Raw genomic sequence first — 14,358 nt, 5'->3', positions numbered from 1 at the left:
TAGCCAATTCTAATAGAAAACCGCCAGACATGCTATGTCTGGTTGCGGCGTCGGTCGTGAGAAACCCCTGCCCGCAGTATTGTCGGGGCCAGGCGGTTATAAAAATTTTGCTTTTCATCCCGTCGTTTCGGGCAACGTTATCCATATTGGGGCCAACCACTCAAATATCAAGCCCCACCCTCATTTCTTTTCTCAATTTGTACCTCTCTGATCAGCATCATCAACTCTTGGGTTTCTTCGGAGCTTAGTCCTTCTTGAGCCACTTTGGCCTGCAATTCTTCGATTCTTTGTTTCAGAAACTGGTTGATGAAGCCGACGAAGGTATCCTGTAACTCGCCCAGAATATCGGGTTCATGGTCAAGCCGGACCTCTTCGAACAGATCGTGCATGGCCAGCTGAGCGAGGATCTCGCCCTCCTTGGTGCCACGCCAGTGTTCCAGCAAGATACCGGTGGTGATGGCTGGTTGTGCCAGGATCTGCTGGTGCAGTTGCAGCAGGAATTTGATCCCTTGTACGCGCAGTCCGACCAATTCTGGCATGGGGGGCAGTTCAGCGGTGACCGCCGGGTATTGCACCATCAGCGCCAGCGCCCGGCGCAGCGGTGTCAGCTTGGCTGCCTTTGGTTTGTTGACCCCGGCTTTGGGCTGACTGTTGCGGGCAAAGAGCTCGGCGATGCGCTGCTTGTTCTCGCCCCAGCGCATCATGCTGGAGAGGCGAGTGATCAATCCCTCGCGGGTAAACCCTTCCGGTACCCGGCGAATAAGTTCAGCTGCCTTGTTGGCCACTTCGAACTTGCCAGCCTCACCGCTCAGAGCCGCATCCCGTCCGAGACGTTCGAACATGAAGTCAGCGAACGGCTGGGCCTGATCGAGCAGGGCTTCAAAGCCCTCCTTGCCGATCTGGCGTACCAGCGAGTCGGGATCCTCGCCATCCGGCAGGAACACGAACTTTAGCTCGCGGCCATCCTGCAGATGGGAGAGGGCGTTATCCAGCGCTCGCCAGGCTGCTTCACGGCCGGCTTTATCGCCATCGTAGCAGCAGACTACCTCGGCCGTGGTGCGAAACAGGGTGTGGATATGGTCGCTGGTTGTCGCAGTGCCCAGCGCCGCCACCGCATAGTCGATGTCGTACTGACCGAGCGCCACCACATCCATGTAGCCTTCCACCACCAGGATCCGGCGCGGATCCTTGTGTGCCTGTTTCACTTCATAGAGGCCAAACAGCTCGCGACCTTTATGGAAAATGGGGGTTTCTGGCGAGTTCAGGTACTTGGGGGTACCGTCACCCAGTACCCGGCCACCAAAACCGATAACCCGGCCGCGCTTGTCGCGGATCGGGAACATGATTCGGTCGCGAAAGCGATCATAGCTGCCCGGGCCATTGTCACGGGTGATCAGCATGCCGCCCGAGATGAGCAGCTGTTCGTGATCCCGGCTGGCGCCAAAGCGGCGGCGCACCTGATCCCAGTCGCTGGGGGCGTAGCCAATGTTGAATCGTTTGACCACTTCACCGGTCAGACCGCGACCTTTGAGGTACTCCACCGCATGGGGAGCGCTCTTGAGATTGCTTTCGTAGAAGCGGGCGATCTGATTCATCAGCTCAAAGAGGTCTTTGCTGACGGCCGGCTGGCTATTGGCCGAGCCGCCAATGCTCTGCTCGCGAGGTACCTGCATGCCTTGCGTGCTGGCGAGTTCTTCGATGGCATCGGGAAATTCGAGGCCGTCATACTCCATGACAAAACCGATGGCATTGCCGTGGGCACCACAACCGAAACAGTGATAGAACTGTTTCTCTTGGCTGACGGTAAAAGAGGGGCTTTTTTCGTTATGGAAAGGGCAGCAAGCCTGGTAGTTCTTACCGGCTTTTTTCAGCCGCACTCGCGAGTCGATCAGCTCGACTATGTCTGTGCGTACGAGCAGATCATCGATAAAGGATTGGGGGATCCTGCCTGCCATAACCATCCTGATTCATTGCGGAAAAAATAAAAAAGCCGCGCATTCCAAGGGAAGCACGGCTTCTTCTACTAAACAAGAGAGTTGCCTGTTACGCCAAGCGGGTTTTCACCTGAGCACTGACGGCGCCGACATCGGCACGCCCCTGAATTTTCGGCTTCAAGACAGCCATGACTTTGCCCATATCAGCCATGACGGCAGCACCACTTTCAGTGATGGCTTGCTCAATCAGTGCGGCAATTTGATCTGAGGTCAGCTGTTGTGGCAGGAATTCCTGCAACACAACAATCTCGGCGGACTCTTTGTCGGCGAGATCCTGGCGACCGGCAGCTTCAAACTGGCTGATGGAATCGCGGCGCTGTTTGACCATTTTGGTCACGACAGCGAGGATATCCTCATCATTGAGCTCGATACGGGTATCAACTTCACGTTGCTTGATTTCTGCCATCAACAAACGGATCGTCCCCAGGCGAGCCTTATCTCTGGCAAGCATGGCGAATTTTTGTTGATCCTTGAGTTGATCCTTCAGAGACACGGCATTGACTCCTGATTAGTACAGGCGGATACGACGTGCGTTTTCGCGAGACAGCTTTTTGGCGTGACGCTTAACAGCAGACGCTTTAGCGCGCTTACGAATGGTAGTCGGCTTCTCGTAGAACTCACGGCTACGAACTTCGGACAGGATACCGGCCTTTTCGCAAGAACGCTTGAAGCGACGCAGAGCAACGTCAAACGGCTCATTTTCACGGACTTTGATTACTGGCATGTGCCTTTCACCTCAGTGATAAATTGTTAGCTGACCTTCAATCGATCAGCATGACTTAAAATGGTGCGAAATTATACTCTGGACAGGGAATGAAAGTAAACCCGCAGAGATCGCTCTGGTTTAAAAAACCCGCGAAGGTTACCATAGCCGTCTCATTTTAGCAGTGAAATTTTTTAGCAATGCGTGTATTGGGCATAGAGACATCCTGTGACGAAACCGGGATCGCGATCTTCGATGATCAAAAAGGGATCCTTTCCCATCAGTTATACAGCCAGGTCAAGCTGCATGCGGATTACGGTGGCGTGGTCCCCGAGCTCGCCAGCCGGGATCATGTTCGCAAGACGATCCCGTTGATCCAGGCCGCATTGCAAGAGGCGGGACTGGGTAAAGATGACATTGACGGCATCGCCTATACCGCGGGTCCTGGCTTGGTCGGCGCCATTCTGGTGGGAGCAACCATTGGCCGCTCGCTGGCGATGGCGTGGGACAAGCCGGCGATCGCCGTCCACCATATGGAAGGCCATCTGCTGGCCCCCATGTTGGAGGAGAAGGCTCCCGAGTTCCCCTTCGTGGCGCTGCTGGTTTCCGGTGGCCACTCCATGTTGGTGCGGGTTGATGGTATCGGCAGCTATCAGTTGCTGGGGGAATCCATCGACGATGCCGCTGGCGAAGCGTTTGACAAGACCGCCAAGCTGATGGGGCTGGACTACCCGGGCGGCCCGCTGCTCTCCCGTCTGGCCGAAAAAGGCACCACCGGGCGCTTCAAGTTTCCACGGCCCATGACGGATCGCCCCGGGCTTGATATGAGCTTCTCCGGGCTCAAGACCTTTGCGGCGAATACCATTGCCGCCAACGGTGACGATGAGCAGACCCGTGCCGATATTGCCCGTGCATTTGAAGATGCGGTGGTAGACACCCTGTCGATCAAGTGCCGTCGTGCCTTGCAGGAGACCGGCCTTAAACGTCTGGTGGTGGCCGGTGGTGTCAGTGCCAACCGTCACTTGCGCGCCCAGCTGGCAGAGCTGATGGATAGCCTCCATGGCGAGGTGTTCTATCCGCGTACTGAATACTGCACCGACAATGGCGCCATGATCGCTTATGCAGGTATGCAACGATTGAAAGCGGGGGTGTTTGAACCGCTGGCAGTCAAGGCGGTGCCACGCTGGCCGTTGGATACCCTGGATCCGGTCTGATCCGCAGGATCCTGCACCTTGATGGCGTGATGATGAGCATTGCCCATGGGATGGACCAGAGGCGCTTGCAGGGCTACTGAGGCATCATCACTGTGATGGTTGGATAGCTATCTAGCAGTGCCATCCAAAGTGTCAGCTTCTCTATATACAGCGATATGCAGCGATAAAAAAATCCCCGCCATGTGGCGGGGATTTTTGTTTGGCGCTCGGGGCTCGATGCGATTAGAGCATGATGCCACCGAAGAAGAAGCCCAGCGCGACGGCGCAAGCAATGGTAGCAACACCAGGTACAAAGAAGGGGTGGTTAAATACCGCCTTGCCGATACGGGTGGAGCCAGTGTCATCCATTTCAACCGCAGCCAGCAGGGTTGGATAGGTTGGCAGTACGAACAGGGCGCTCACCGCTGCGAAAGAGGCAATCGCAGTCAACGGGCTGACACCCAGCGCCAGTGCGGCAGGCATCAGGGCTTTGGTGGTGGCACCTTGTGAATAGAGCAGCATGGCAGCGAAGAACAACACCACAGCCAACAGCCAGGAGTACTGGTTCAGCAGGTCGCCCGCGATCAGCTGGATGGTATCCATGTTGCCTTTCACAAAGACGTTACCCAGCCAGGCGACACCCAGTACGCAGATACAGGCGGACATACCGGACTTGAAGGTCGGCATGTTGGTCACTTGAGTGGCGTCCAGTTTGCACACCAGAGTCATGATGGTGGCAGCTGCCAGCATGATGCCCATGATGGCACCGTCACGTGGGATCGGCGGGTTGGCGATCAGGCCCACTTTGCCGGAGATAGCGGTGGCGTAAGCCATAACCGCAATGATGGCGGAAATAAAGATCCACACAGAAACCTTGGCGTAAGGTTTCAGCTCAAGCTTGGTGGTGCCACGCAGCTTGATCAGCCCTCTGGCTTTGCGATCCAGGTAGACTTCGTCTTGCTCCAGCGGCTTGCCCAGCATGTTGGCGACAAAGGCACCGATGATACAGGCCAGGAAGGTGGACGGGATGCAGATGGCCAGCAGGGTCAGGTAGTCAACACCGAACGGCTCCAGCATGCCGGAGAAGGCAACCACAGCAGCAGAGATTGGGGATGCTGTGATGGCGATCTGGGAGGCGATAACTGCGATGGAGAGCGGACGGGATGGGCGGATCCCTTGCTCTTTGGCCACTTCAGCGATAACTGGCAGAGTGGAAAAAGCAGTATGGCCGGTACCAGCCAGCATGGTCATCAGATAGGTGACGATCGGTGCGGCGAAGGTGATGTATTTGGGGTTTTTACGCAGCGCTTTCTCTGCCAGGGAGACCAGATAGTCCATCCCGCCAGCCAGTTGCATACAGGCGATGGCGCAGATAACAGACATGATGATCATGATTACATCCCAAGGGATGTAGCTCACCAGTTGATCACTCGGGATGGGCATGCCCAGACCCCAGGTCAGTACCAGTACCCCCAGACCACCGGCAAAGCCGATGCCGATGCTGCCTATCCTTGCCCCCAGATAGATAGCGCCGAGCACCACAAGTAACTCGATTAAAATCATAGCGATAACTCCATTTATTTAGTTTTTGGTTTTTATTTGGCAAAAAGCCAATTCCCGATCGGGCTGGGGATAAAGACCAATCGGGAACTGACTTTAATGGGCCGGGAAGATCCCGGCCCATACTCGCTTATACGGTGGCTTCGCGGGTGAAACGCTTGGCTTTGTATTGCGGGTTCATCAAGTTCTCGATGGAGAGAATTTCGTCCAGTTGCTCGGCGCTCAGCAGGCCGCGCTCCAGCACGACTTCGCGGACGTTCTTGCCGGTCTGGGCACAGATCTTACCGACGATGTCACCTTCGTGGTGACCGATGAAGGGGTTCAGGTAGGTCACGATACCGATGGAGTTCAGTACGTGGTTCATGCAGATTTCCGGGTTAGCGGTGATCCCTTCCACGCACTTCTCGCGCAGGGAGATACAGGCTTTTTCCATCAGGCTCAGGGATTCGAACATTGCCTGACCAATCACCGGCTCCATAACGTTCAGCTGCAGCTGACCGGCTTCGGCGGCGAAAGTGATGGTGATGTCGTTACCGAATACCTTGAAGCAGGACTGGTTGACCACTTCCGGGATAACCGGGTTGACCTTGGCTGGCATGATGGAGGAACCGGCCTGCATTTCTGGCAGGTTGATCTCTTTCAGTGCAGTGCGCGGGCCGGAGGAGAGCAGACGCAGGTCATTACAGATCTTGGAGAGCTTCATGGCCAGACGTTTGACCGCGCCGTGCAACATCACATAAGCGCCACAGTCAGAGGTCGCTTCGATCAGGTCTTCTGCCGGTACATAAGCACGGCCAGTGATCTCGGCCAGACGCTTGATGGCCAGGGCAGAGTACTCTGGCGGAGTGTTCAGACCGGTACCGATGGCGGTGGCACCCAGGTTCACTTCCAGCAGCAGCTCCTGGCAACGCTTGATGGACTTGATCTCTTCACGCAGGGTAACGGCAAAAGCATGGAATTCCTGACCCAGGGTCATCGGAACCGCATCCTGCAGCTGGGTACGACCCATTTTCAGAATGCTCTTGAACTCTGCTGCTTTGGCATCAAATGCGGCGATCAGATGCTCCAGAGCATGCAGGGTCACGTCAGTGCTGTTCACCACGGCAACGCGGAAACCGGTAGGGTAGGCGTCGTTGGTGGATTGGCACTTGTTGACGTGGTCGTTCGGGTTGATAACGTCGTAGTTGCCTTTTTCCAGACCCATGATTTCCAGGGCGATGTTAGCCAGTACTTCGTTGGTGTTCATGTTGACGGAGGTGCCGGCACCACCTTGATAAACGTCGACCGGGAACTGGTCGAAGCATTTGCCAGTGCTGAGCATCAGGTCGCAGGCTTCTACGATCTTGTCAGCAATTTCCGGACGGATGGTACCCAGCTCGCCGTTTGCCAGGGCGGCAGCTTTCTTGGTCAGTACCATGCCACGGACGAATTCCGGAACGTCAGAAATCTTCTGAGAGCTGATCTTGAAGTTCTCGACTGCGCGCAGGGTATGCACACCGTAGTAAAAATCATTGGAAACTTCTTTGGTGCCCAGCAGGTCTTCTTCAATGCGGACGTTCTTGATGTCGCTCATTGTAATGCCTCAGAAATCAGAAAAATGGAAAAAATCCTCACCGAGTGGTCGCGAGTTCCTTGCGCACAGCTCATCCTGAAGCACCACACATCGAGTGGGGCAGTTGGGAGCACAGCCCCCGAATTACTGGCCAATATACTACTCCAATTGAGGTATCGGTTATTAGAGCTAGATCACTAAATTTAAGTCATTTTCAAATTACTTTGATGAACGCATACATATGTTGCAAGCTACGCATGGTTATGTTTTTTATGAATTTTTTTTAGAGTTTGCTGATTTTTTAGATTGCTGATGACGTAGGAGTCAGTTGAAGTGCTTGAAAAGAGGGGGATAGCCCCCATTTATTCAGAGTAGAGAGTGGGGATGACGCGGCAGAGACGTCACCGACGGACTGCTGTTGGACGGGCCCCGCTGTTTCTCAATTTACTGGCATTGGAGTGGATATGGGCAAGTTGTTTCTGTTGTTGGTGGGACTGGTGGTATTGGAGCTCACCGTGATGATCGAGGTCGGCTCCGTGATTGGCGCACTGCCGACCGTCGGCTTGCTCATCCTGACCGCGGTGTTGGGATCGTCTCTGGTGCGCAATGAAGGGATCAAAACCCTGTTCAGCGCTCAACAGAAGATGCAGATGGGCGAGATGCCAGGCCGTGAGGTGATGGGTGGCATGATGTTGGCGCTGGCCGGCTTGCTGCTGATCATTCCGGGCTTTGTGACTGACTTCGTTGGTGTGTTGCTGTTGCAACCCTGGCTGCGCAACAAGCTGGCTGACAAGCTGATCGGCAGCAACCCGTTCCGGATGCAGATGGGTGGCTTCCAGCAGGGAACACAATCGCCGTTTGGCAATGCACCGTCCGATGACCATCTGGAGCACCCCAAGCAGGGTGGCACTACCATCGAAGGCGAGTTTGAGCGTAAAGAGTAATCGACGAGACGAATGACTTGAAAGGCGAGTGACCGATCAGGGTTTACCCTGATGACACAGCGCCTCGAAGCGGTGTCGGGCATACCACCAGGCGAGGGTGCCCGCCGCCAGATTGGCCAACAATATTCCCAGATAGATCCCCTGTTCTCCCCCCAGTTTTGCCCCCAGCCACGCCCCTGGCAACAGGAAACCAAACAGTCGTAGCCCATTGAACAAGAACGAGATGCTGGATGCCCGCACGCCATTGAGCGCAGAAGCTAACAGCATCACCATCCCCTGAAAGCCGTAACCAATCGGCACCAGATGCAGGTAAAGAGTGATCAAGCGCACCACCTGTGGCTGCTCGCTGAACAGCCCGGCAATAAAGGGTGCAAGCAGCCAGGTCAGGCCATAGATGGCGAGCTGGAACATCAACGCAAAACTCATACAGCTCTGCAGCGCAGCCTTGGCGCGGGCCGGATTACCCGCCCCGCAGTTTTGCGAGATGAAAGGGGCAAGCACGGAGGCAAGGGCCATCATCACGATCAGCAGCAGCGCTTCGACCCGCGAGGCCGCGCCGTAGGCGGCCACCACTTCGGTGCCAAGACCGGCGAAAAAGGTCATCAGCACCGCATTGGCCAAGGGGTTGAGCATATTGGTAAAGGATGCCGGTACCGCGACATGAAGCAGTGAGCGCCAGTGCTGAAACAGTCGGGGTCGGGCAGAGAGGTGCCACAGCAGTAAACCTTCTCGATGGCGCAAGATATAGAGGCTGACCAGCATCGCCATCAACCAGGAAATAGAGGTAGCGATGGCCGCCCCGCGGATCCCCCATTCGGGAAACGGACCTATGCCAAAGATCAGCAAGGGATCCAGCACCCCGTTGACCAACCCGGCCACCGCCATCACCACGCTAGGAGTCTTGGTATCCCCGGTCGCGCGGATAGCCGCATTGCCTACCATGGGCAATACCAGCATGGGCACGGTCAGATACCAGATCAGCATGTAGTCATGGATAAGGGAGATGAGTTCGGCACTGGCTCCCAGCAGGGTAAACAGCGGTTTGATGGTGAGTGCACCGCCCACGGAGAGCAGGGCCACCATGATCACCGCCAGAAACAGACTGTCGGTGGCGAGATGGGCGGCCTCATCGTGCTTGCCTTGCCCCAGGGTATGGCCGATCACCGCAGACAGCCCGGCACCCAATCCCATGGCGAGGGAGGTGACTACAAAGGTCACCGGAAAGGTAAAGCTGATGGCGGCCAGCGCCTGAGTACCCAGCATGCCGATAAAAAAGGTATCGACCAGGTTGAACGCCAGAATAGCGATGATGCCGAAGATCATCGGGCCCGTCATCTGGCGCAGTACGACAGGGATAGGTGCTGTCAGCATGGGGTTAGTGCGGGTCAATGGCGAGTCTCTGTATCTGGCTTTGAGGATTCAGGCATGGCAGCGATGAGATGAATCCGGCTTTTATCCATGGTGAGGACACGGGCGAACAATCGAAGAGCTTCATAGTACGTGAAAATATTTTTTTTGTATTTGCCCTTGAAGGGTTAGCTACTTTGCCCCACATCAGTGCCATATCTAATTTGGTCAGAAACGGCCATTCCTCAAAGCAACAATAAGACTCATTTTGGGAGAGTTATCGATGAAAATTCGTCCGCTGCACGACCGCGTCATCATCAAGCGCATCGAAGCTGAAGCCAAATCCGCCGGTGGTATCGTTTTGACGGGTACCGCGGCCCAGAAGTCCACTCGTGGTGAAGTGCTTGCCGTGGGGACTGGTCGCATCCTGGATAATGGCGAAGTCAAAGCGCTGGCAGTGAAGGTGGGTGACAAGGTTATCTTCAACGAAGGCTACGGCGTAAAGACCGAAAAGCTGGATGGTCAGGATGTACTGATCCTCTCCGAAACCGACATCCTGGCGATTGTCGAAGCGTAATCCATCCTCCTTTTTCCCCGAATTGATTTAAGGATTGAAGAAAAATGGCAGCTAAAGACGTTAAGTTTGGTAACGAAGCCCGCATCAAGATGCTGGAAGGCGTAAACATCCTAGCCGATGCGGTCAAGGTCACCCTGGGCCCGAAAGGCCGCAACGTGGTGCTGGACAAGTCCTTCGGCGCCCCGACTATCACCAAAGATGGTGTGTCCGTTGCGCGCGAAATCGAGCTGGAAGACAAGTTCCAGAACATGGGCGCCCAGATGGTCAAGGAAGTGGCTTCCAAGGCTAACGATGCCGCCGGTGACGGTACCACTACCGCAACCGTTCTGGCTCAGGCGATCGTCAACGAAGGTCTGAAAGCCGTTGCCGCTGGCATGAACCCGATGGATCTGAAGCGCGGTATCGACAAAGCCGTTGTGGCTGCCGTTGCCGAGCTGCAAGCGCTGTCCCAGCCTTGCGCTGACAGCAACGCCATCGCTCAGGTAGGCACCATCTCTGCCAACTCTGACGAGAAAGTGGGCAAGCTGATTGCTGAAGCCATGGACAAAGTCGGCCGTGATGGTGTCATCACTGTTGAAGATGGCCAGGGTCTGGACGATGAACTGGCTGTGGTAGAAGGCATGCAGTTCGATCGCGGCTATCTGTCCCCTTATTTCATCAACAAGCAAGAGACTGGTTCCGTTGAACTGGACGACCCGTTCATCCTGCTGGTTGACAAGAAAGTATCCAACATCCGCGAAATGCTGCCGGTGCTGGAAGGTGTTGCCAAAGCTGGCAAGCCGCTGTTGATCGTTGCTGAAGATGTTGAAGGTGAAGCGCTGGCTACCCTGGTGGTCAACACCATGCGCGGCATCGTGAAAGTCGCGGCCGTCAAGGCACCGGGCTTTGGTGATCGTCGCAAGGCCATGCTGCAGGACATCGCAGTACTGACCGGTGGTACCGTGATCTCCGAAGAGGTGGGCATGGAGCTGGAAAAAGCGACTCTGGAAGATCTGGGTCGTGCCAAGCGCATCGTCATCACCAAAGAGAACACCACCATCATCGATGGCGTGGGTGATGCAACCGTGATCGAAGGCCGTGTTGCCCAGATCCGTCAGCAAATCGAAGATACTTCTTCTGATTACGACCGTGAGAAGCTGCAAGAGCGCGTGGCCAAGTTGGCCGGTGGTGTTGCGGTCATCAAGGTTGGTGCTGCCACTGAAGTCGAGATGAAAGAGAAGAAAGCCCGTGTTGACGATGCCCTGCACGCAACTCGCGCTGCCGTTGAAGAGGGTGTGGTTGCCGGTGGTGGTGTTGCGCTGGTGCGTGTTGCTGCCAAGCTGGTTGGCCTGCGTGGCGACAACGAAGACCAAAACGTGGGTATCAAGGTTGCCTTGCGCGCCATGGAAGCTCCGCTGCGTCAGATCGTGATCAACGCCGGTGAAGAAGCCTCTGTCATTGCCAACGCAGTGAAGAACGGTGAAGGCAACTTCGGTTACAACGCTTACACCGAACAGTATGGTGATATGCTGGCCATGGGTATCCTGGATCCGACTAAGGTTACCCGTTCAGCGCTGCAGTTTGCCTCTTCCATCGCCGGTTTGATGATCACCACCGAGTGCATGATCACCGAGATGCCGAAGAAAGATACGCCAGCCATGCCTGACATGGGTGGTATGGGCGGCATGGGCATGATGTAATCATCATCCCGGCTCTGTTTGAGAAACGGCTCGCCCTAGGCGAGCCGTTTTTTTATATCTGGCTAAACTGAGTCTGTTGAGACAGCACATTTTTGGGAGAGAACATGAACATTTTTGGTTGGATTCCCCTGCTTTTTTCATTGGTCATCATGCCAACGGCCTCAGCAGAGGCGCTCACCGGACCGGTGATCCTGAAAGTCAGCGGCAATATAAAGTCGGCAGATGAGGTGGATGGCAAGGTACTGTTTGACCTGGCCAAGCTGCAGGCGCTGCCACAGCATGAAGTTGTGACTGGCAATCCCTGGGTCGATAAACCGCACCGATATAAAGGACCCAAGCTGGCGGACCTGTTGGCTTCGGTTGGGGCCAGTGGTAAAACTGTTATCCTGACAGCATTGAACAGTTTCCAGATCAGTATCGAGTGGGACAAAGTCGCTAAGTATGATCCTATTTTGGCATGGCAAGATGATGGGGTAGTCATGCGAGTGCGCGATAAGGGACCGATTTGGTTTATGCTCCCTCTCGACCAGTATCCGGAACTGAAGCGCTCTGAATACACCGACATGATGATCTGGCAGCTTGATTCAATAGACATCCAGCGCTGATCAATACGCAACAGGAGCATCGGATGAAAGGGAAGACCAGAACTTGGCCACTGATCGTCATTCTGTATATATCCATCCTGTCGTTTACCGGGAGCACGCTCTACTGCCTGATGCAGATCCAGAACACCACCAGAGCGATGGAGAAATACACCTACGATGTTTCCTGGGCGTTGATGCAGTTGCAATTGGAGCTTGGTCGTTTCCTTAATGCCGTTAAGGTGTATCACTACGGTGGCATCGATCACGATGCCTTGATGCTGCGCTATGACCTCCTCTGGAGCAGAACGCCGATTTTGTTGAACGGCCAGTTGCGCAAAAGCATGGAGGACAAGCAGAAGACCTTGCGACTGGTCCAATTGATAGAAAACAATATCCGCAATATTGAACCCGATATCACCACCCTTAAAGCGGGCGTCAGCGATTATCAGCAAATCATGATGCGGCTGGAACCTCTTCAAGAGCCGCTTTCCTACTCACTTGCCTCTGTGATGCAAAAGAACATCAACATCTACTCAGATAACGATCGCTATTTTGGCCAGTTGCGCAATGCCTTGCTATTGATGGTGTCGGGTCTGATTGTCTCGGTCCTGTTGCTCAGTATTCTGCTTATATATGAAGGACGTCGCCATTTTAGAGCGGCAAGGCAGGATCCGCTGACCGGATTGCCCAACCGATTTGCTTTGTTGGAGCGAATGGAGCTGTGCACGACTCAAGACGTGCCGTTTGGACTGGTGTTGATTGATATCAACGATTTCAGGGACATCAATAGTAAGTTCGGCTATGACACCGGTGATTACTTGCTCAATGAGTTCGCCAATCGCATAAGAGCATTGTGTGGGGAGGGAGAGTGGAGTGGTCGCTTGGGGGGTGACCAGTTTGCCATTATTCAGCGTGGCAGCAGTGATCTGCGCCAGGTCCGGGAGTTGGTTGCTCGCTTACAGAATGCGCTCAAGCAGGATATCGTGTATGGCAACTATCCATTCCGGCTAGAGGCGGGGGTCGGGATTGCATTTTATCCGATGGACAGCAACAAAACTCAAGAGTTGTTGAGCCATGCAGAGCAAGCGCTGTTTCATAGTCGCAAGACCCAAGTACCTTATGTCATCTACGATAACTCTCTGCTAAACGAGACAACCCGCCGCAAGCACCTGGCCTCGGACATGATCATGGCGTTAGAACATAACGCCATGGAGCTCTATTACCAGCCGATAGTCAATCTTGAAAATGGTCGCTGTGAAGCGGTCGAAGCCCTATTGCGTTGGCGCCACCCTGAGTTAGGGTTTATTCCCCCTAATGAGGTGATCATGGTGGCAGAAGAGTTCCAGCTTGCAGAAAGAGTCGGTAGCTGGGTGTTAAATACCGCGTGCCAGCAACTTTCGCAGTGGCATCAGCTTGGCTTGGTGGACCTGCAGATGTGCGTCAATATTTCCCCTGGCATGTACCAGCGTAATTTGCTCAAACTGGTAGCCAAGGCATTGATGGAGCATCACTTGCCCGCCCGGAGTCTGGTATTGGAAGTGACCGAAGATACCACCATGCGGGAAGTGAAGAACTCGCTGCAACTTATGCAAGATCTTACCCAGCAGGGAGTGCTGCTGGCACTGGATGACTTTGGTACCGGCTACTCATCATTGAGCTATCTGCAAAAACTGCCGGTCAGCAAAGTGAAGATTGACCGATCCTTTATTCAGGGCATTGACACCTCTATAGAGGCATCCGAGTTGGTTGCCAACATTTGCCGCTTGGGATCCATGCTGGGCAAGAGTCTGGTCTGTGAAGGGATCGAGACCCAGGCGCAACTTGATGTGCTGCGCTCTCTGACCGATATCCACTTATATGGACAAGGTTATCTGTTCAGCCGACCTGAGCAGGCGGAAAAAATCTATCAAACCTTGCTAGAGATGGAGGATCTTTGGCTGGCACGTCAACAAACCGAGCCCGCTTACATGGGTTGAAGCAGTATCCCCTCTGGTGCGGCTAGCCTCTGAAACTGTGATTTAGTTCAAATATCCAACGCATTGTTTGTTGTTTGAACGTCTGTGTGATTTTTTCAAAAAAACATGCAATTCCTGCTTGCCAGAAAGATTCTGCTCCCTATAATGCGCCACATCGACAGGGCAAGCGGCAGCGCAAACAGCCCGGTCGGTAACCTCGAAAAGCCTTTGAAAATAAGGCTTGACTCGAGAAGGCGGTTGAGTATAATT

Annotated in this window: 13 protein-coding genes; 6 read left to right on the top strand and 7 right to left on the bottom strand. The window is 54.5% G+C overall.

Annotation, left to right across the window (positions count from 1 at the left end):
* Nucleotides 1-167 precede the first annotated feature (167 nt).
* The 3 genes from dnaG to rpsU all read right to left on the bottom strand — a co-directional run bounded on the left by dnaG (nucleotide 168) and on the right by rpsU (nucleotide 2,718).
* The gene (gene dnaG / locus ACY8FN_RS00065) at nucleotides 168-1,955 is read right to left on the bottom strand and encodes a DNA primase (RefSeq protein WP_463098899.1); all 1,788 of its coding nucleotides are present in this window, start codon (nucleotides 1,953-1,955) and stop codon (nucleotides 168-170) included.
* An 88-nt stretch (nucleotides 1,956-2,043) separates the two neighbouring features.
* Nucleotides 2,044-2,487, bottom strand: a complete 444-nt coding sequence (locus tag ACY8FN_RS00060) for a GatB/YqeY domain-containing protein (protein ID WP_463098898.1) — start codon at nucleotides 2,485-2,487, stop codon at nucleotides 2,044-2,046.
* Between the two features lie 15 nt (nucleotides 2,488-2,502).
* On the bottom strand, nucleotides 2,503-2,718 hold the full coding sequence (gene rpsU / locus ACY8FN_RS00055) for a 30S ribosomal protein S21 (protein WP_005309452.1): 216 nt from the start codon (nucleotides 2,716-2,718) through the stop codon (nucleotides 2,503-2,505).
* 179 nt (nucleotides 2,719-2,897) lie between these two features.
* On the opposite strand from rpsU, the gene tsaD reads away from it, so the two are divergent.
* Nucleotides 2,898-3,911: a tRNA (adenosine(37)-N6)-threonylcarbamoyltransferase complex transferase subunit TsaD gene (gene tsaD / locus ACY8FN_RS00050; protein ID WP_463098897.1), complete on the top strand. Its 1,014-nt coding sequence runs from the start codon at nucleotides 2,898-2,900 to the stop codon at nucleotides 3,909-3,911.
* A gap of 222 nt (nucleotides 3,912-4,133) precedes the next feature.
* Here the strand turns inward: tsaD and ACY8FN_RS00045 are convergent, their stop codons facing one another.
* Both ACY8FN_RS00045 and aspA read right to left on the bottom strand, forming a co-directional pair.
* Nucleotides 4,134-5,453 (bottom strand): anaerobic C4-dicarboxylate transporter, encoded by a 1,320-nt coding sequence (locus ACY8FN_RS00045; protein WP_042024432.1) that lies wholly within the window; start codon nucleotides 5,451-5,453, stop codon nucleotides 4,134-4,136.
* 127 nt (nucleotides 5,454-5,580) lie between these two features.
* Nucleotides 5,581-7,023 carry an aspartate ammonia-lyase gene (gene aspA / locus ACY8FN_RS00040; RefSeq protein WP_101323693.1) on the bottom strand — a complete coding sequence of 481 codons (1,443 nt, stop codon included), beginning with the start codon at nucleotides 7,021-7,023 and terminating at the stop codon, nucleotides 5,581-5,583.
* A 443-nt stretch (nucleotides 7,024-7,466) separates the two neighbouring features.
* Here aspA and ACY8FN_RS00035 point away from each other — a divergent pair, with 443 nt between their 5' ends.
* Nucleotides 7,467-7,946 (top strand): FxsA family protein, encoded by a 480-nt coding sequence (locus ACY8FN_RS00035; RefSeq protein ID WP_463098896.1) that lies wholly within the window; start codon nucleotides 7,467-7,469, stop codon nucleotides 7,944-7,946.
* A gap of 36 nt (nucleotides 7,947-7,982) precedes the next feature.
* Here ACY8FN_RS00035 and ACY8FN_RS00030 read toward each other — a convergent pair whose 3' ends face one another.
* Complete coding sequence (locus ACY8FN_RS00030; RefSeq protein WP_463098895.1) at nucleotides 7,983-9,317, bottom strand: MATE family efflux transporter; 1,335 nt, start codon at nucleotides 9,315-9,317, stop codon at nucleotides 7,983-7,985.
* A 259-nt stretch (nucleotides 9,318-9,576) separates the two neighbouring features.
* Between ACY8FN_RS00030 and ACY8FN_RS00025 the strand changes: the two genes are divergently transcribed.
* The 4 genes from ACY8FN_RS00025 to ACY8FN_RS00010 all read left to right on the top strand — a co-directional run bounded on the left by ACY8FN_RS00025 (nucleotide 9,577) and on the right by ACY8FN_RS00010 (nucleotide 14,109).
* A complete protein-coding gene (locus tag ACY8FN_RS00025) occupies nucleotides 9,577-9,870 on the top strand; it encodes a co-chaperone GroES (RefSeq protein WP_033136012.1) in 294 nt (97 codons plus the stop codon).
* Nucleotides 9,871-9,914: 44 nt separating this feature from the next.
* Nucleotides 9,915-11,549 carry a chaperonin GroEL gene (groL, locus tag ACY8FN_RS00020; RefSeq protein ID WP_042024445.1) on the top strand — a complete coding sequence of 545 codons (1,635 nt, stop codon included), beginning with the start codon at nucleotides 9,915-9,917 and terminating at the stop codon, nucleotides 11,547-11,549.
* A gap of 104 nt (nucleotides 11,550-11,653) precedes the next feature.
* Complete coding sequence (locus tag ACY8FN_RS00015) at nucleotides 11,654-12,154, top strand: putative pterin-binding protein (protein ID WP_463098894.1); 501 nt, start codon at nucleotides 11,654-11,656, stop codon at nucleotides 12,152-12,154.
* A 23-nt stretch (nucleotides 12,155-12,177) separates the two neighbouring features.
* Nucleotides 12,178-14,109 (top strand): putative bifunctional diguanylate cyclase/phosphodiesterase, encoded by a 1,932-nt coding sequence (locus ACY8FN_RS00010; protein WP_463098893.1) that lies wholly within the window; start codon nucleotides 12,178-12,180, stop codon nucleotides 14,107-14,109.
* Between the two features lie 42 nt (nucleotides 14,110-14,151).
* Here ACY8FN_RS00010 and ACY8FN_RS00005 read toward each other — a convergent pair.
* The coding region (locus tag ACY8FN_RS00005) for a hypothetical protein (RefSeq protein WP_463098892.1) at nucleotides 14,152-14,358 on the bottom strand (207 nt) is incomplete at its 5' end.

The sequence above is a fragment of the Aeromonas sp. 160P genome (assembly GCF_055193095.1).
This window is presented reverse-complemented; position numbering and strand designations above follow the sequence as displayed.

Excerpts from the sequence above, each read along its gene's own strand:
- dnaG (WP_463098899.1), bottom strand. The coding sequence starts at position 1,955 with ATGGCAGGCAGGATCCCCCAATCCTTTATCGATGATCTGCTCGTACGC.
- ACY8FN_RS00045 (WP_042024432.1), bottom strand. The coding sequence starts at position 5,453 with ATGATTTTAATCGAGTTACTTGTGGTGCTCGGCGCTATCTATCTGGGG.
- tsaD (WP_463098897.1), top strand. The coding sequence starts at position 2,898 with ATGCGTGTATTGGGCATAGAGACATCCTGTGACGAAACCGGGATCGCG.
- aspA (WP_101323693.1), bottom strand. The coding sequence starts at position 7,023 with ATGAGCGACATCAAGAACGTCCGCATTGAAGAAGACCTGCTGGGCACC.
- groL (WP_042024445.1), top strand. The coding sequence starts at position 9,915 with ATGGCAGCTAAAGACGTTAAGTTTGGTAACGAAGCCCGCATCAAGATG.
- ACY8FN_RS00015 (WP_463098894.1), top strand. The coding sequence starts at position 11,654 with ATGAACATTTTTGGTTGGATTCCCCTGCTTTTTTCATTGGTCATCATG.
- ACY8FN_RS00035 (WP_463098896.1), top strand. The coding sequence starts at position 7,467 with ATGGGCAAGTTGTTTCTGTTGTTGGTGGGACTGGTGGTATTGGAGCTC.
- ACY8FN_RS00025 (WP_033136012.1), top strand. The coding sequence starts at position 9,577 with ATGAAAATTCGTCCGCTGCACGACCGCGTCATCATCAAGCGCATCGAA.
- ACY8FN_RS00030 (WP_463098895.1), bottom strand. The coding sequence starts at position 9,317 with ATGCTGACAGCACCTATCCCTGTCGTACTGCGCCAGATGACGGGCCCG.
- rpsU (WP_005309452.1), bottom strand. The coding sequence starts at position 2,718 with ATGCCAGTAATCAAAGTCCGTGAAAATGAGCCGTTTGACGTTGCTCTG.
- ACY8FN_RS00010 (WP_463098893.1), top strand. The coding sequence starts at position 12,178 with ATGAAAGGGAAGACCAGAACTTGGCCACTGATCGTCATTCTGTATATA.